The organism is Hymenobacter sp. IS2118 (assembly GCF_000715495.1).
Taxonomy (GTDB): domain Bacteria; phylum Bacteroidota; class Bacteroidia; order Cytophagales; family Hymenobacteraceae; genus Hymenobacter.
The window spans coordinates 50,097-67,310 of the sequence record NZ_JNLX01000087.1 but is presented as its reverse complement, the minus strand read 5'-3'; the positions used below and the strand labels follow the sequence as shown (position 1 = coordinate 67,310).

Genomic DNA, 17,214 nt, shown 5'->3' with positions numbered 1-17,214 from the left:
CAGCAGAACGACAACTCCCCTCCTTACCAAGGAGGGGATGCCAGCGCAACGCGCTGGCTGGGGTGGTTGAGGCGTTGAACAACGGCTGAACGGTTCAAGGACGAGTTGCGCCGCTAGCGTCCAATGCCCACAACCACCCCCGCTGGCGCGTCGCACCAGCGTCCCCTCCTTGGTAAGGAGGGGAGTTGTCGTGCTACTTTGCAGCCTCAAACCAACGCCTTCCCATTCGATGAACACCCTCGATAACTACAATTTCGCTGGCAAGCGCGCCGTAATGCGCGTCGATTTCAACGTGCCGCTCGACAAAGACCTGCGCATCACCGACGATACGCGCATCCGCATGGCCACGCGCTCGGTGATGAAAATCCTCAACGACGGCGGCTCCGTGGTGCTGCTCTCGCACCTGGGCCGGCCTAAGGGCGGCTACGAGAAGAAGTTTTCGCTGGAAAGCCTGGTGGCGCGCCTCACCGAGGAATACGGCCGCGAGGTGCAGTTTGGGGGCGACGTGCTGGGCGACGACGCCGCGCAAAAAGCCGCGGCCCTGCAGCCCGGCCAGGTGCTGCTGATGGACAACGTGCGCTTCTACAAAGAAGAGGAAGCCGGCGATAAAGACTTTGCTGCCAAACTGGCCAAGCTGGGCACCGTGTACGTGAACGACGCCTTTGGCACCGCCCACCGCGCCCACGCCTCCACGGCCGTAATGGCCCACTCCTTTGCGCCCGAAGACCGGGTGGGCGGCTACCTGCTGCAGTCGGAGCTCGACAACGCCAAGAAAGTGCTGGAAGAAGCCGAGCGGCCCTTCACCGCCATCATGGGCGGCGCCAAGATTTCGGATAAGATTCTAATCATCGAAAAACTGCTCGATAAGGTAGACAACCTGCTCATCGGCGGGGGCATGGCCTACACCTTTGCGGTGGCGCAGGGCGGCAAAGTGGGCAGCTCGCTGCTCGAAGCCGACAAGGTGGACCTGGCCCGCGAGCTCATCCAGAAAGCCAAAGAAAAGGGCGTGAACCTGGTGCTGCCCACCGACTCGCTCATTGCCGACAAGTTCGCCAACGACGCCAATGTGAAGGAGGCGCCCAACACCGAAATCCCGGAGGGCTGGATGGGCCTCGACCTGGGCCCCGAAAGCCGCGAGGCCTTCACGGCCATCATCCGCGAGAGCAAAACCATTCTCTGGAATGGTCCCATGGGCGTGTTTGAGATGCCCAACTTCGCCCAAGGCACCGAGCAGGTGGCCCACGCCATTGCCGACGCCACGGCCAAAGGCGCCTACTCGCTCATCGGCGGTGGCGACTCGGCCGCGGCCGTTCAGCAGCTGGGCTTCGGCGAGCAGGTGAGCTACATCAGCACCGGCGGCGGCGCGCTGCTGGAGTACATGGAAGGCAAGGAGCTGCCCGGCGTGGCGGCGCTGGGCTAGCACCGCCGCCTGGTACTACAGTTTTGCTAAGGGTAGCTAAAATGCCCCCACGGCCCAATGCGGGCGGTGGGGGCATTTTGGTGTTTTATTCAGGGTAGATATGCTAGTTTTTATAAATGAATTGCTGTATGTTTGTTTGCCCTTCCTTTAGTAGTTCTGCTGACTGCCACCGCCCTTTTGTTTTCTTCATTTTCCTCTTTTTTATGGCAATACCTTCTACTGCTAGCCTCGCGCAGCCCGGCGCACCGCCGCCTGCCGCCGCCCGCCGCAGCTGGCTCAAAGGCCTGGGCGCGCTGGTGGGTGGCCTGCTCCTGAGCCGCAGTGCCCAGGCCCGCCCTGCCGCTCCCCTGCAGGTGCAGAGCATTGAGCCGTACCTCTCCGAAATTCAGCTCTTTCCCTATGGCTCGGCTCCGAGAGGCTGGGCGCGTTGCGACGGCCAGCTACTGCCCATCAATCAGTACTCGGCCCTGTTTGCGCTGCTGGGTACCACCTACGGCGGCAATGGCCAAACCACTTTTGCCCTGCCCGACCTGCGTGGGCGCATGCCGATAGGCTTTGGCCAGGGGCCGGGCCGGCCAGACTATTTCCAGGGGCAGTTCGGTGGCGACGATGCGGTGGTGTTGTCGAGCACGCAGCTCCCCACCCACACCCACGGCTACCAGGTGAGCAGCGCCGCCGCCACCAGCAACTCGCCCGTGAATACCGTGGCGGCCGTGGCCTCGGCCGGCAACGACCTCAACGGCGAAGCCGTGAGCCTGCTGGCGTACGGCGCCGACCCCACCAGCAACTTCGCCGGTACTGCCCTCGCCCAGGCGGGAGCCAGCCAGGCCGTGAACGTGATGTCGCCTGGTTTGGCGCTTTGCTACTGCATTGCCCTCCAGGGCGTTTTTCCATCCCGCAGCTAAAGCCCCGGCCGGGGTGCTTCCTCTCCCGTCTTATTTCTTATGACTGATTTCGACTCACCTGCCGCCCTGGCGGCCGCGACCGGGCTCACGCAGCCCGAACCCACCCGCCGCAGCTGGCTGAAGCGCCTGGGAGCCCTGCTGGGCGGCACCGCCCTGGCTGCCCCCGCGCTGGCCCGGCCCGCGAGCCCCCTGGGCGGCACGAATTCCTTCGTTGGCGAGATAGTGCTGCTGGGCTGCAACTTCGCGCCGCGCAACTTCGCCCTGTGCCAGGGCCAGCTATTGCCCATCGCCTCAAACACGGCGTTGTTTTCCATTCTGGGCACCAACTACGGCGGCGACGGCCGAACCACCTTTGGCCTGCCCGACCTGCGTGGGGCCGCCGCCATTGGGGTAGGGCAGGGGCCGGGCCTTACACAGCAAAACGTAGGCGACCGCACTGGCAGCCCAACACACACGCTGCTCACCGCCGAGCTGCCCGCGCACCAGCACGCCGCTGGGGTGAGTAATGCGGCCGGTACCAGCAGCTCGCCCACCGTGGGCGTGCCGGCGGTGCTGGCAAACGGCGCCACGGCCACCGGCGCAGCCATTGTCTACCTCAACCGCGCCCCCGCGCCCGATGCCGCCGCCGCCGTCGGCACCGTGGCCGCCGCCGGTGCCCAGCAGCCCTTTGAGCTGTCGCCTTACCTGGCCCTGAACTACTGCATCTGCCTTTCCGGCCTGTTTCCGCCGCGTCCTTAAGCAATTATGCGAAAATAAACGCACAATGAATGGCTGGCAATTAATTGATAATCAAAATGAAAGCTTGCGGCTTGCAGCTTAAAGCTTATGGCTCACCCCATAGTACGGGCATTTACCTTCCTTTTTTAATAATTTCTTTGCGATGCGACTAATAGCTACCGCTGCCGGCCTGATGCCGGCCTATGGTGTTCGTCCGGCTCCGGCGCAGCCGGAGCGCCGCAGCTGGCTCAAGCGCCTGGGCGCGTTGATGCTCGGCGCCACCGTGGCGGCCCCCGCCGTGGCCGGCCCCCGCAATACGCTAAACGCGCCTTACGTCGGCGAGATAATGCTGTTTGCGGGCAGCTTCGCACCTCAGAACTACCTACCGTGTGACGGGCGGTTATTGCCAATATCGGAATACGACGTCTTGTTTAATCTGATTGGGACCACCTACGGCGGCGATGGCCAAGACACCTTTGCCTTACCCGACCTGCGCAGCCGGGCGCCCCGGCATTTTGGTCAGGGTCCGGGCCTTGCCAATAATTATGTACTGGGCCAGTCTTTCGGGGCCGAAACCGTGACGTTAACGCAGGCGCAGCTGCCGACCCACACCCATGGGCTGCGGGCCAGCGCCACGCCCACCAGTGCCTCCCCGGTTGGCTTGTTGCCGGCCGCCACCGTGGCCACCGATGTGAACGGCGAAGCCGTGAGCGCGCTGGGCTACGGCGCCTCGCCCAACGAAACGGCCGCTGCCGGCACCGTGCAGCCCACCGGCAGCGGCCAGCCCGTCGATATTATGCCGCCTTCGCTGGCCATGATTTATTGCATATCGGTATTCGGGGTTTACCCAAGCTTCTGATGCATAATTAATTGATGTCGTATTGCAACCCGCTACTTCTCATGGAATCCTCTTTATTTCGCCAAATCCTGCCCGCATGAAACACAGCTATAATTTGCGGTGCTTTGCCCAACTGGGCGTAGCGTTGGTGCTTTTGCTGCTGCTGGTGGCGCCTGGTGCCTCGGCCCAGGCCGTGCGGCTCTACTACACGCAAGGCAGCGGCAGCAACGCCGCCCTCGACGCCGCCAAAGCGGTGAACCCGGATGGTACGGCCGGCGCCACGCTGGCCAGCGGCAGCACCAACTTCCGACAGCCCGCCGGCATTGCCTTCGACCAGGCCAACGGCTTCGTGTATGTGGCCGACCACTACCTGGGCGCTACCGGTATCGTGCGCTACAACGCCGACGGCACCAACAGGACGGTTATCGTGCCGCCCACCGCAGGCGCTACCTACAACGGCCTGGCTCTGGACGTGGCCGGCAACCGCCTGTTTTTTACCCAGGGCAGCGCCACCAATCCCGCACTGGACGCGCTGAAAGTGGTGAGCCTAGCCACGGGCTTTGCCGTAACCACGCTGGCCAGCGGCGCCGCCAGCTTCACCCAGCCCACCGGCATTGCCCTGGACGCAACGAACAGCTTTTTGTACGTGGCCGACCAGTATATCGGCGGCGGTGGCATCCTGCGCTTCAGCCTGACGGGTGCCGGCCGCACGGTGGTGGTACCGGCCCTCGCCAATGCGGCTTACAACGGCCTGGCCCTGGACGTGGCCAGTAACCGCATTTTCTTTACCCAGGGCAGCGCCGATGCTACGCTGGACGCGCTGAAAGTGGTGAGCCTGGCCACGGGCTTTGCCGTAACCACGCTGGCCAGCGGCGCCGCCAGCTTTACCCAGCCCACCGGTATTGCCCTGGACGCAACGAACAGCTTTTTGTACGTAGCCGACCAGTTTGTGAGTACCGGTGGTATTCTGCGCTTCAGCACCGCCGGCGCCAGCCGCACGGTGATTGTACCACCCACGGCCGGCGCTACTTATAATGGCCTGGCCCTCGCGGTTTCGGTAGCCGTAGCCCCAACCGTGACCACGGCCGCGGCCACCAGCATCACAACCACCAGCGCCGTGCTTGGCGGCAGCGTGACGGCCGACGGTGGCGCAGCCGTGACGGACCGGGGCGTGGTGTACAGCTCCACCAACACGACCCCAACCACAGCCGATACCAAGGCGGCTAACGGCACCGGCACGGGCTCGTTCTCAGCCACCATTTCCGGCTTAGCGCCCGCTACCAAGTACTACGTGCGGGCCTATGCCACCAACAGCGCAGGCACCAGCTACGGCAGCGTAGAGCACTTTGCCACGGCCGGCCCGCCCGTGCTGCTCAGCCCCGCCGATGGCAGCCAAACGGCCATCCGCACGCCCACCTACAGCGGCACGGCGCAGGCCGGTGGCGTAGTTGGAGTATATCTGGATGTGACCGGCAGCGGCTCATTTTCTCTCGTAAACAGAGGTGGCACCATTGCCACGGCCGATGGCACCTTCAGCGTGCTTCAACCGACGAATCTGGCCCCTGGCAGGTACGGCGTAATAGTCGGCTTATTCTTTACCAACGGCGAGGCCGTGTATAGCGCGGCCACCTATTTTACGGTGACCCCGACCTCACTGCTGGTGGACATCAGCAGCTCGACGGGGGCCAGCGGCAGCACGAGTAGCGCCAGCCCGTTTGCTTACACGGTGACTTTTTCGGAAGCCGTGAGCGGCTTCGTGGCTTCTGACGTGGTAGTGGACAACGGTACGCTGTCGGGCTTTGCCGGCTCGGGCACGACCTACACGTTTAATGTGACGCCCGCCGGCAACGGCGCGGTGACGGTGAACGTGCCCGCCAATGTGGCCATCGATGCCAACAACATGGGCAACTCAGCCGCTACGCAGTTCACCATTACTTACAGCCAGCCGGTGACGGCGGCCCCGGTGGTAATCGCGCCGGCCAACGGCAGCTTGGTGAGCACCAACACGCCCACCTACACGGGCACGGCCCCGGCCGGTTCCACCGTGACGGTGATTGTCGATGGCACGGCCATTGGCACGACCACGGCCTCGGCCAGCGGTGGCTGGAGCCTGCCTCAGCCCACGGCTTTGGCCCAGGGCAGCCACACGGTGCGGGCCACGGCCCAGACCAGCGGCTCGGCCGTGAGCGCCAACAGCAATACCAATACCTTCACGGTGGATACGGTGGCTCCGCAAACCAGCATTGTATCGGGGCCGCCCGCAAACACCAATAGCACAACGGCCACATTTAGCTTTTCGAGCAACGAGAGTCCGGTAACGTACCAGGCCAGCCTGGACGGGGCGGGCTTCACCGCTACGGCAAACCCGCGGGTTTACACCGGCCTTACCGACGGCAGTCACACGCTGTCGGTGCGCGCCGCGGATGCCGCGGGCAACGTGGATGCCACCCCGGCCACCTACTCCTGGACCGTGGACACCACCTCCCCAACGGCACTCATCAGCAGCACGGCCACGAGCCCGACGAGCACCTCGCCGATTCCGGTGACGGTGACTTTTTCGGAAGCCGTGAGCGGCTTCGTGGCTTCTGACGTGGTATTGGACAACGGTACGCTGTCGGGTTTTGCCGGCTCGGGCACTACCTACACCTTTAATGTGACGCCCGCCGGCAACGGCGCAGTGACGGTGAACGTGCCCGCCAATGTGGCCATCGACGCCAACAACACGGGCAACTCGGCCGCTACGCAGTTCACTATTCAGTACAATGCTCCCATCACGGTGGCAGTCTGGAACGGCAGCATGAGTACCAACTGGTTTACGCCGGAGAACTGGACCGGGGGCGTGCCCACAGCCACTATCGATGCCACCATTCCGGCCGGCGCGCCCCGCTACCCTTTGCTGGAGGCCGGTACGGCATCAGCCAAAAGCCTGTTCCTGAGTACAGGCGCTGGGCTAGCCCAGAACGGTGGTGTTATTGACCTGAAGGGCAGCTTCGTAAACAACGGTATTTTTAGTGCCACCGGCGGCAGCGTGGCCCTTACCGGCACCGTCAGCCAGGCCGTGGGCGGCAGCGCCCCAAGCACCTTCTGGAACCTGAGCGTGGGCGCCAACGGCGCTTCCCTGACCGGCGTTGCTGCCGTGCAGCGGGTGCTGACCTTGGCAGGCAGTCTTACTACCGACGCTAATTCATTTACCCTGCTCTCGAATGCCGCCGGCACGGCGATGGTGGTGAACACCGGCGGAACAGTGGTGGGCAATGCCACGGTGCAGCGCTATATCAACCCCAGCCTCAACGCGGGCGCGGGCTACCGCCACTACAGCTCGCCGGTGGCCAATAGCACCGTGGCCGACCTGGCAACAACGGGTTTCGGGCCGGTAGTTAATGGGAGCTACAATACCTCGGCTACGCCTACGACAGTCAAGCCCTATCCCACGGTGTTTGGCTACGACCAGAGCCGTTTGGCCACGACCAGCAACAACCTGGCAGCTTTTGATAAAGGCTGGTTTTCGCCGGCTTCGACCACCGCGGCGCTGGCGGTGGGCCGGGGCTACACCGTGAACCTGCGGGCCAACCAGGTTGTAGATTTCGTGGGCACGCTCAACAACGGCGACCAGACCCTGAGCCTGGCCCGCAACAGCGGCTCCACGGCCGCCGCGGCGGGCTGGCAGCTGGTGGGCAACCGATATCCCGCACCGCTCGATTTTAGCCTTGTAGCCGCCAGCGACCGGCCCAATCTCGACGCGGCCATATACGTTTTCGAAAGCACCAGCCAGTACAACGGGCAGTACCGCAGCTACATCAATGGCCTCGGTAACCCCGTCGTCACCATGGGGCAGGGCTTCTTCGTGCGGGTGAGCGAGGGGCAGACTACGGGCAGCCTTACGTTCCGCAACAGCCAGCGCCTGACCACCTACCAGGACCCCACCTTCCGCCGCAGCACCACCGAAACGCGCCCTTTGGTGCAACTGCAGCTGGGTGGTCCCGCCGCAGGCCTGGCCACCGATAACACCCATATTTACTTTGAAGCCGGCGCCACAGCCGGTCTGGATTCGCAGTTTGATGCCGTGAAACTGGCCAATTCCACGGGCCTGAACCTGTCTTCGCTCGCGCTGGGCTCCGAGCTGTCCATCAACGGCTTGCCGCTGCCCGTGAGCACCAGTCTGGTGGTGCCCCTGCGGGTGCGGGTGCCGGCCACGGGAACGTACACGCTAACGGCGCTGCAAGTGCTCAATTTCAGTCCCAATGCCCAGCCCTTCCTGCGCGATTTGCAATTGAACACCCTCACCGACCTACACCAGCAACCCAGCTACACCTTCACCCAGGATGCGGCAAATTCCACTCCGCGCTTCGAGCTGGTGTTTGCGCGGCAGGTGCTGGCTACTGCTTCGGCCACGTTGGTGGCCCAGGTGGCCGTGTACCCCAACCCCGCCACCAAAGCGGTATTTCTGGAACTGCCCGCCGGGCTCAGCCGCAAGGCCGTGACGGCCGCGCTGGTCGATGCCCTGGGCCGCGTGGTGGTGCAGCAGGTGCTGCCCGCCGGCCGGGCTACGCACACCCTGCCGCTGGCCAACGTGGCCACGGGCGTGTATTCGCTGCGCCTGCAAACGGAGGCGGGCATGGTGGTGAAAAAGCTAGTGGTCGAATAATATCTCTCGACGCGCCCTTTCAGCGGCCCGGTTGCATCTGCAGCCGGGCCGCTGTTCGTTGTAGCTTTCTCAGGCTTTCTCAGGCTTTCTTTTTCAGGAGCCGCAGGCGCTGGCTGGCGGCATTTTTGGTGCGTGGTAGCCTTGTTGGGCCGCGCTTTCTTTGTTCGCAAGCAGTCTGTTGCGGTGGACTGTGCGGAAGTGGCCGTACGGAAATTTGTACTGAATTCATGGTCGCTTCGCTTTTGCTCGTATGAAACCGAAGGAACAGGTCTGAAAGAAATGCAAGTGCTTGTAGCAGAGGGATTATGCTCATAATTCAACCCAGCGCCGTGCCCGCTCCGGCCCAGCGCTCACAGCTTATTCTGCCGGATAAAAGCCTGGTAGATGCGCAGTAGCCGGGACTGCGGCACGCCCAGATAATAGAGTGCCACCAGCAAATAAAACGCGCCTTGCAAACGGAAAACACCGTTTTCGCGGTACTTGCGGGCCGAGGTAACGATGGTGGCCGGCAGCACGCGCAGCCGCGTGAGGCGCCGCAGTCGCCGCGTTATTTCCTGGTCTTCCATCAGGTGTAAATCTTCGCGGTAGCCGCCCGCCCGCTCAAACACAGTGCGCTCGACAAACAGGCTTTGGTCGCCAAACCGGGCCACGCCTAGGTTGAAGCGCGTGAACCAGGCGTGGATTCGCAGGAACCAGTGCGGCTCATCGAAGGCCAGCCGGAAGCAGCCACAGCCAAATCCCGCCGCCACCGCCCGCCGAATGGCCGTCAGGAAGTCCGGCGGCGGCAGCGTATCGGCGTGTAGAAAATACAGGATGCTGCCGGCCGCCTGGCGGGCCCCAAAATTGAGCTGCGACGCCCGGCCTTTAATGGGGCACGCCACTACCTTGGCCCCGCCACGCCGCGCCAGGGTAGTGGTGGCGTCGGTGCTACGGCCGTCGGCCACGATGATTTCCACGGCCGCGTCGGTTGCGGTGCCGGCCCGGCGCAGGTGGTGCAACAGTGCCTCAATTCCCTCGGCTTCGTTGTAAGTCGGAATAATAATGCTGACCAGCGGCGGAGCAGCAGCAGCAGAAAACGACCCCATAGCGTTTGGATTTGGTTGTCAGTTGCTTTCTCCTGTTTAGTGGTGCTACCGTGCCCAACTGCTGAACGCGCCAAGGCGCGTTCCTACAACTCTTCCACGCATGGAACGTGCTGAGAATTATTGCATCGTTGAACGGCCGCCGAACGCGCCTTGGCGCGTTCGGCGGCCAGGCATGGTAGCACTAGGGAAATCCAATAATTAGCTGTTAATCAAACAAGTAATAGACGGCTATGCCTCTGCCACTAGCTAATTCAGATATGGCGACTCCAACTCCTGGCCCATGCCCTTGAGCGGCTCGGTGCTGCGCCGGCCGGTGAGGCGGGTACTCAGCGCCTGGGCCTCGCGGGCACTGAGCACGTTCAGCTCGCGCAGCCAGGCCACCCGGCGCAGCTGCGGCTCGATGAACCCCAACGGGTTAACCTGGCCGTACTCGTGGCGCAGGTAGGTTTTGGTGCGGCGTTCCAGCTCCGCCACCAGCGCCCGGAACTGCTTGCGCTGCCACGGCCGGCCGGCCAGCGTGAGGGCCAGATGGGCAGTTTGCAACCGGAAAGTGGACCACTGCTGCTCGAAGCGGAGCCACATGGCCAGGGCATTGATACCCAGAATAACCACCCACAGGTACAGCTGATTGCCGGCCTCACCGGTGGCTAGCCATTCGCGCAGGGGCGCATACCCCAAAAAAGCCAGCAGCAACCCCGTGAGCAGCAGCTGATTGGTGGGGATGTGGCGGTACTCGCTGGCTTTCACCGGTAAAATCTCCTCGTAAGGTATTTCTGTTTCGAGCGTAGCCACGCCCTGCGGGTTACGCTTGCAGACGTAGAGACTCTCAGCCCGCAACGCAATATGCGTGGTGCCCAGAAAGAGTTGTTTTTGGTTGAATATCATTCCGAAAATAGCAGCAGAGTTTATTGTTGGTTGCTGGTTGTCAGTTGTTGGATATTTATTAGACTGACAACTAACAACCAATAACTAAAGACCCTAGCGGAACGGGCTGGGTGTGAAGCAAAGCACAAAAATAGCCACCATCGCCCAGCCCAGTACCTGGCGGCCGGCGCTTAGGGGCCGCTCGTCGGGCGCGGGCGGGTGGTAGATGCCCGTGAAGCGGCCCAGCAGCAGGCCAAAAAACAGCCAGCCGGGGTTTCCCATCACATCCGGCGCAGCCACCGAAAAAGCCAGCTGCGCCGCCCAGATACCCGCCGCCAGCAACAGCCCCCGGCGCGGCGTGGGCAGCACGCGCCAGAATATCAGCCCCAGGTACAAGGCGTAAACCGGCGCCCCGTAAAGCCAGGTTTGCCAGTCGGATTGCAGGTTGAAAAGGCCCAGCCCGGCGTAAAAAATGAACCCCACAAACAGTAGCGTGGCCAGCCGGTTGAAGCGCCGCTGGCCCAGCAGGCCGTAGAGAATATGGCCGCCGTCGAGCTGGCCGATGGGCAGTAGGTTCAGGGCCGTGAAGAACAGGCTGAGGGCCCCGGCCAGCAGCACCGGATAGTGCAGCAGCTCGTTGGGGTGCGGCAGTCGGGCCGGGTCGGCCAAACCGGTTTCGAGCAGCTGGTAGAGCAGGGGTTTGACCAGCGTAATACCCTGTTGGCCGGGCCCGTACACGTAGCGTGCGTAGTCGGCACCGTAGCGGGCATACTCGGGATGGATTTTGAACAGATACTCCTCCAGGGGCGGCAGGCTCAGGAAGCCGTAGGCCAGCAGCGGCACCGCCACCAGAAAGCCCGCCAACGGGCCAGCCAGCCCAATATCGAAAAACTCGCGCCGCGAAAAAATACGCTCCTTGATGCGAATGACGGCCCCAAAAGTGCCCAGCCCCAGCGGAAACGGAATGTAGTAGGGCAGCGAAGTGCGCACCCGGTTGTATCGGGCCGTGAAGTAATGCCCGAACTCGTGCACGGTCAGCACCCCCAAAAACGGCAGCGCGAACCACAACCCGCGCGCTACCTCCGTGCGCAGCGCCGTTCCGCGCAACGCAAACACATCCAGCGGCAGGAAGCCCAGGCCGCCCCGCGTGAGCTGAATGCCCGCCAGCGTGGTGGTCACCAGCGTCACTACAAACAGCAGAATGTGGACCGTGTAAGTGTAGGTTTTGGAGCGTTCCGGACGTTCGTAGCGCCGTAGCAGGCGGCGGGCCCGCGCGCGCTCAAAACGCAGCCGAAAGGTGTCAGCGGCGGGCGGCACGGCGAGCTCAGGAGCTTGGCTAAAATCGGGGTCAGGACTGGGCGGGGGCGTATTCTCGGGGAAAGGCACGGAGGGCTTCGGGCAGGGCGGTGAGCAGGGTGAGGGGTGGGGCGAGGTGCAGCACCCGCAGCCCCAGGCGCCGGGCCGTGGCCACGTGCTGCGGGCTGTCTTCAATAAACAACACGTCTTCGGCCCGCCAGTTCATTTCGGCCAGCGCGTGGTGGAATATTTCCTCGCCCGGCTTGCGCAGGCCTACTTCCTGGGAGTAAAATACCCGGTCCAGCACATCGGCAATGCCGTGCTGGAAGCCGTACCGGGCCGCCAGCCGCCGGTTGATTTCGGCAATGTGCAAGGCGTTGGTATTGCTGAGCAGCGCCGTTTGGTGGCCCTGCGCCCGCAGCTCGCCGATGAGGGCCAGGCGCGCGGCCGGTACGTCCAGCAGCATGGCGTGCCAGGCGGCATCAATCTGGGCATCGGTCGCGTCGAGCTCATAAGCTTCGCGCAGTCCGGCCCGGAATTCGGCGGGCGTCAGGCGGCCGGTTTCGAGCTGGTCGAACAGCGCCGACTGGCTGGCCTGCGAAAAGGCGATGGTGCTGCCCGCGCGGCTCAGGCGGCGCATGGCGGCCGGGGTGGCGTCGTAATCAATATCGATGATGACGCCGCCAAAATCAAATAACAGATGGGGTAGCATGGGCTGGCTTGTTTTTACGTGGGCGAAGGTCGTACTTTTGTGCCGTTGGAGGGCTGGAAACAGCCAGGGTTGAGGTGAAAGATGACTGCCTCCGGCAAAGGGCCCATAGCTCAATCGGTTAGAGCAACTGACTCATAATCAGTAGGTCCTCGGTTCGATTCCGAGTGGGCCCACAAAAAGCCTCTCACGGTAGCGTGAGAGGCTTTTTTGCGGTCTATAGTAAGGGTGGCAACGCGAAAAAAGCAGCAGTGCATTCACGCCTTTTACCGGGGTTGTTTCTGACACAAAGCAGTGCACGCAACCGCACTTACGGGCGCCACCGGTACGACTGCGCGTCCACGGCGCGCATGGTGCAGAGCACACCGTCGAGGTGGTCGCACTCGTGCTGCAGCAGCTCGGCCACGGCGTTTTGCACGGTCCATGTCTGCGGTTGCCAGTGCTCGTCGTGGTACCGCACCGTGACGCTGACGTGCCGCTGCACCTTCACAAGCAGGTTGGGAAAACACATGCAGTCGTCCCAAACCTCGAACAGGGCGTCGCTGCATTCGGTGAGCACGGGATTGAGCAACACCCTGGGCCGGTCGAGGTTGAGGTACACCAGCCGTTTCATTACCCCGAGCTGCGGGGCCGCAATGCCGCGTCCGAAGTGGTACTTGGCGCGTACCTCAGTCATGACGTTATCGAGGTCGGCTACCCAGCTCGCCACCAAGGGCAGCTCCGCCGCCGTTACCGGGGCGCATACTTCGTAGAGGCGCGGGTCGCCGAGGAGTAGCAAGTCAGCCAAAGTTTTCGTTGGCACGGCAACAAATGGTTAAAAAGGAAAGTGAAGAATAAGAAAATTCGGCAATAATTTTTCGTGTTTTCTGGTCAAGAACAGGCCCAAAGCAGGAGAACGTAAATACTTTGCCCCAGTCCCGCAAACACCCAGATAATACTATAAAGGAAACAAGTTTGAATTATGCGTAAAAAAGATTATTATTGTGAATATATTCAGAAAAAAAGTAACTTACTCACTACATGGAAACGACACTAGACAAAGCATACAGCGCCTACATGGCCCGCAAACAGGTTGAGCGTCAGCTGAAACTTATTGAGCTGCAGCAGGAAATAGTAGCTTCAATGGCCGGGCGGGCCGTTGCCGGGCGGGGCTACAGTGCGCGGAAGCACACGCCTTTAGTAGGCACAGCCGCCTATGTGGCCCCCGCGAAGCAACCCACCGCTTAAGCACGCCCCTTTCGGTAGCGCCGTTAGTCCCGGTAGTTGAGGGCCGGCTTCCGGTCACCGAGCAACGGTTTGTACACGTACGGGCCCACGTCCTGCCTGAACTCGGCGGTGGCTTTTTCCAGCAGCGCGGGATTAGTAAATAAGTCAATGGCCGTGAGGGTCATGGTTTTGGCCGCCACCATCATGCCTTTGGTGCCGATTTCCTGGCCGCTGCAGGCCACAGCCTGCCAGCTGTGGGCCGGCGTGCCGGGTATCCAGGTAGCCGCCGTGAGGCCCACGGTGGGCACTATGTAGCTCACGTCGCCTACGTCCGAGCTGCCACCTCCATCGCTGAGGGCGAAGGGTTGCACGGTGGCGGCGGTTTCAACGGCGGGCGCCGCAAAGCCCAGCGTGGCCTGAATTTGCCGGCCGATGGCCATTTCCTGCGGTGTGTAGGTCACGCCGCCCACGCGCTCCAGGTTCACTTGCAGGGCGCGGGCCAGGGTTTCGTTGAGCAGCAGCTCGTGGGTGCCACCGATGATTTCATAGTCCATGCTGGTACCGGTGCCCAGGGCGGCACCTTCGGCCGCTTTCACCACGCGGGCAAAAGTCTGCTGCACTTCGTCGCGGTTGGGATGGCGCACGTAGTAATACACCTCGGCAAATTCGGGCACCACGTTCGGGGCCTTGCCGCCGTTGGTGATGATGTAGTGAATGCGGGTTTCCTGGGGCACGTGCTCGCGCATCATGTTGACCATGTGGTTCATGGCTTCTACACCGTCGAGGGCGCTGCGCCCGCGCTGGGGCGAGGCGGCGGCGTGCGAGGCGATGCCGTGAAAGCGGAATTTGGCCGAGGAATTGGCGATGTAGCTGCTCATTATGGCCCGGTTCTGGTTGCTGGGGTGCCAGTGCACCACCGCGTCCACGCCGTTGAACAGGCCCGCCCGCACCAGATACACTTTGCCGCTCCCACCTTCTTCGGCCGGCGTGCCGTACACTTTCACGGTACCCTTGAATTTACCTTCTTTGATGAGTTTTTTCAGCTCGATGCCCGCCGCCACGCTGGCCGTGCCGAAGAGGTTGTGGCCGCAGCCGTGGCCGGCGTCGCGGCCCGCCACAGGCAGCTTCTCAGTCCCGGCCTGCTGCGACAAGCCGGGCAGGGCATCGAATTCGGCCAGAATGCCAATTACCGGTTTGCCACTGCCGTAAGTGGCCACGAAAGCCGTGGGAATTTCGGCCACGCCGGCCTGCACCGTGAAGCCATTGTCGCGCAGGGTTTTTTGCAGCAGGGCCGAGCTTTTAGTTTCCTTAAAGCCCACTTCGGCAAAGTTCCAGATGCTGAGCGCTACCTGCCGGTAGTCGGGATACCGGGCATCCAGCGCATTAATGGCCTGGGTTTTCAAGCTGTCCACATCGGCTGGGGGCGCGGGCGGCAAAGGGGGAGCAGCGGCCAGCAAGCCAGCAGCCAGGAAGCCAAAAAGGAGATGTTTTCTCATTTCAGTCATGAAGAAAGGGAAGAGGGAAGTAGCCGAGCCTTGGAAATCAGAAGCTGGATTCTGGCTGCCGGAGTAGAACTGCCGCCCCGCCAGCCGCTAAAGCGTGAAAAATGCGGGTGCCCGCAGGGGCCGGCAAGGTACAGGACACGCCGTAAAATTCCCCTGCCCGCGCCACGCCCGAACGCACTTTCAACCGCGCCAATACTTGGCCCGGCTTACTTTTGAGGTTGCCATGAACGACCCGGAAATCCGTGCCCTGCTCTACCCGCTGCTGCTCGGCGGCGTGCGCATCGACGAGCTGCCCACTGGCAGCACCCGCGCCGATGTGGTACATATTACGCCCGCTTTCATGCACGGCTACGAGGTGAAGGGCGACGGCGACACCCTGCAGCGGGTGGCCAACCAGCTGCGCTGCTACGGCGAAGTCTACGATTTCGTCACCTTTGTGGTAACCGAAAAACACCTGCCCAAGCTGCTGCCACTGCTGCCCGCCTGGGTAGGTGTGCTGGTAGCTGCGCCCGACGGCCTGCGCCCGCACCGTGCCGCTGCCTACAACGCCACCGTGGAGCGGGCGCCCCTGGCCCGGCTGCTGCTGCTGGAAGAAGTGAAGCAGTACCTGCTGGCGCTGGGCCTGCGGGGCGTGAGCACGCTGCGGCTGCGGGAAGTAGGCCAGTTCCTGCGCACCACGCAGCTGGTGCCACTTTCGGGCCTGGCGCAGTTCGTACGCGACCGCCTCATGGCCCGCCTGCCCGAGCGCCTGCTGCGGCGGGCCGAGCGCAAAGCCGAGCGCGCCCGCCTGCCGACTCGGCGAAAAAAAGCCCGTCCCAAGGCGAAGCCCAAAGTAAAAGCCAAGGCGAAAAAGCCGGCCGCGCCAGCGGCCGGTGCCGCTACCCGGCGTAAAATCTGAGGCCCGAAATGCTGATTAGAGCGGTTTCCAGGTTAGTGAACAGTTTTTAAGGGAATTAAAAATGAAGAATTAAAAATTAAAAATCTGACAGTCAAGCTTTTAATTTTTAATTCTTCATTTTTAATTATGTTCATGGCGGCGGAAACCGCTCTAGGTCGGCGTCTATTTTTGCTTCAGCGCGGCGGCGACGGCCTGATTCAGCAGCGGCTCCATGACGCGGTAGCCGGCCAGGTTGGGGTGCACGCCGTCTTCGCCGTAGGCTTTGCGCAGGCCATTCTGCTCGTCTTTCAGGGCAGTGTGCATGTCGTAGTACCCGAAGCGCTGCTGAGTTGCGTAGGCTTTGAGGCGCTCGTTGAGAGCCAGGATTTTGGGAGCCGGATTCAGGCCTTTGTGCCACCAGAAATCGAGGCTGGGAGCCACCGCGCCCAGCACCACCCGGATGCCGTGGGCGCGGGCCAGCTCGCACATGGTCATGATGTTGTTGAGGGTATTTTGCGGGTTGTAGGGACCGTTGTTTTCGGCCACGTCGTTGGTGCCCACCAAAATGACAACCACGGCCGGGTGCAGGTCAATTACGTCGGCCCGGAAGCGCAGCACGGTTTGCCCGGTGCCCTGCCCGCCGATGCCCCGGCCCACGTACTCGTAGGCTTTGCCCCGGAAAAAGGCCGAATCCTCCTTCACCCAGCCCTCAGTAATGGAGTTGCCGATGATGACCACGCGGGGCCGGCCGGGCACCGGGGCGGGTAGGCGCTGGTTGGCGGCGGCATACTTCTGCAGGTTGGGCCAGTCGTTGTGCAGCAGGTATTCCTGGCGCTGGTGGTAGGCGTCGTCGGCCGCTTTTTGGGTGGCAGCCGGGTCGGCTGGCTGCTGGGCATGGGCAGCTGTGCTGAGGAGCAGGACGGTTGCCAGGGCGGCGGCCCGGCGTAGCAGTATCGTGGGCGTTCTGGACATAAGCAAAAGGGTTTGCTGCACTCAACAGAACATCGTTTTCAAAAAAACCGAGCGATGCTAAGTGGCTGCTGCTAATCAATTTGATTTAAAAAAGGGTCATGCTGAGCTTGTCGAAGCATCACTACCGCAATACTAACTGCTGTTACGCAGAGAGGCTGACGCGCTGCAGATTGGT

14 protein-coding genes and 1 tRNA gene are annotated in these 17,214 nt (G+C 62.4%); 8 read left to right on the top strand and 7 right to left on the bottom strand.

The window, feature by feature from the left end; translation table 11 throughout:
- The first annotated feature begins 229 nt into the window (after nucleotides 1-229).
- The 5 genes from GM79_RS08010 (at nucleotide 230) to GM79_RS07990 (ending at nucleotide 8,525) form a co-directional block, all read left to right on the top strand.
- The gene (locus GM79_RS08010) at nucleotides 230-1,420 is read left to right on the top strand and encodes a phosphoglycerate kinase (protein WP_035561919.1); all 1,191 of its coding nucleotides are present in this window, start codon (nucleotides 230-232) and stop codon (nucleotides 1,418-1,420) included.
- A 203-nt stretch (nucleotides 1,421-1,623) separates the two neighbouring features.
- Entirely contained in the window at nucleotides 1,624-2,325 is a 702-nt protein-coding gene (locus GM79_RS08005) for a phage tail protein (RefSeq protein WP_081867628.1), read from the top strand.
- A 39-nt stretch (nucleotides 2,326-2,364) separates the two neighbouring features.
- Nucleotides 2,365-3,063: a phage tail protein gene (locus tag GM79_RS08000; protein WP_081867627.1), complete on the top strand. Its 699-nt coding sequence runs from the start codon at nucleotides 2,365-2,367 to the stop codon at nucleotides 3,061-3,063.
- Between the two features lie 142 nt (nucleotides 3,064-3,205).
- Complete coding sequence (locus GM79_RS07995; RefSeq protein ID WP_235183999.1) at nucleotides 3,206-3,901, top strand: phage tail protein; 696 nt, start codon at nucleotides 3,206-3,208, stop codon at nucleotides 3,899-3,901.
- A 76-nt stretch (nucleotides 3,902-3,977) separates the two neighbouring features.
- Nucleotides 3,978-8,525: a beta strand repeat-containing protein gene (locus tag GM79_RS07990; protein WP_035561916.1), complete on the top strand. Its 4,548-nt coding sequence runs from the start codon at nucleotides 3,978-3,980 to the stop codon at nucleotides 8,523-8,525.
- A gap of 350 nt (nucleotides 8,526-8,875) precedes the next feature.
- Here GM79_RS07990 and GM79_RS07985 read toward each other — a convergent pair whose 3' ends face one another.
- From GM79_RS07985 to GM79_RS07970, 4 genes are all read right to left on the bottom strand, one after another.
- Nucleotides 8,876-9,610 (bottom strand): TIGR04283 family arsenosugar biosynthesis glycosyltransferase, encoded by a 735-nt coding sequence (locus GM79_RS07985; RefSeq protein ID WP_051718649.1) that lies wholly within the window; start codon nucleotides 9,608-9,610, stop codon nucleotides 8,876-8,878.
- 246 nt (nucleotides 9,611-9,856) lie between these two features.
- Entirely contained in the window at nucleotides 9,857-10,495 is a 639-nt protein-coding gene (locus GM79_RS07980) for a hypothetical protein (protein WP_035561913.1), read from the bottom strand.
- A gap of 93 nt (nucleotides 10,496-10,588) precedes the next feature.
- Entirely contained in the window at nucleotides 10,589-11,791 is a 1,203-nt protein-coding gene (locus GM79_RS07975; protein ID WP_235183979.1) for a site-2 protease family protein, read from the bottom strand.
- Between the two features lie 31 nt (nucleotides 11,792-11,822).
- Nucleotides 11,823-12,482, bottom strand: coding sequence for an HAD family hydrolase (locus GM79_RS07970; protein WP_051718648.1), 660 nt, complete (start codon nucleotides 12,480-12,482; stop codon nucleotides 11,823-11,825).
- A gap of 99 nt (nucleotides 12,483-12,581) precedes the next feature.
- Here GM79_RS07970 and GM79_RS07965 point away from each other — a divergent pair.
- Nucleotides 12,582-12,655: transfer RNA gene (locus tag GM79_RS07965), tRNA-Ile, on the top strand.
- Nucleotides 12,656-12,789: 134 nt separating this feature from the next.
- Here the strand turns inward: GM79_RS07965 and GM79_RS07960 are convergent.
- Nucleotides 12,790-13,281 carry a peptide deformylase gene (locus tag GM79_RS07960; RefSeq protein WP_035561910.1) on the bottom strand — a complete coding sequence of 164 codons (492 nt, stop codon included), beginning with the start codon at nucleotides 13,279-13,281 and terminating at the stop codon, nucleotides 12,790-12,792.
- A 218-nt stretch (nucleotides 13,282-13,499) separates the two neighbouring features.
- On the opposite strand from GM79_RS07960, the gene GM79_RS07955 reads away from it, so the two are divergent.
- Nucleotides 13,500-13,706, top strand: a complete 207-nt coding sequence (locus GM79_RS07955) for a hypothetical protein (RefSeq protein ID WP_035561906.1) — start codon at nucleotides 13,500-13,502, stop codon at nucleotides 13,704-13,706.
- A 23-nt stretch (nucleotides 13,707-13,729) separates the two neighbouring features.
- Here the strand turns inward: GM79_RS07955 and GM79_RS07950 are convergent, their stop codons facing one another.
- A complete protein-coding gene (locus tag GM79_RS07950; RefSeq protein ID WP_035561966.1) occupies nucleotides 13,730-15,181 on the bottom strand; it encodes an amidohydrolase in 1,452 nt (483 codons plus the stop codon).
- Nucleotides 15,182-15,413: 232 nt separating this feature from the next.
- Here GM79_RS07950 and GM79_RS07945 point away from each other — a divergent pair, with 232 nt between their 5' ends.
- Entirely contained in the window at nucleotides 15,414-16,088 is a 675-nt protein-coding gene (locus GM79_RS07945; RefSeq protein WP_152559899.1) for a sce7726 family protein, read from the top strand.
- 162 nt (nucleotides 16,089-16,250) lie between these two features.
- Here the strand turns inward: GM79_RS07945 and GM79_RS07940 are convergent, their stop codons facing one another.
- Nucleotides 16,251-17,039 (bottom strand): GDSL-type esterase/lipase family protein, encoded by a 789-nt coding sequence (locus tag GM79_RS07940; protein ID WP_051718646.1) that lies wholly within the window; start codon nucleotides 17,037-17,039, stop codon nucleotides 16,251-16,253.
- Nucleotides 17,040-17,214: the final 175 nt, after the last annotated feature.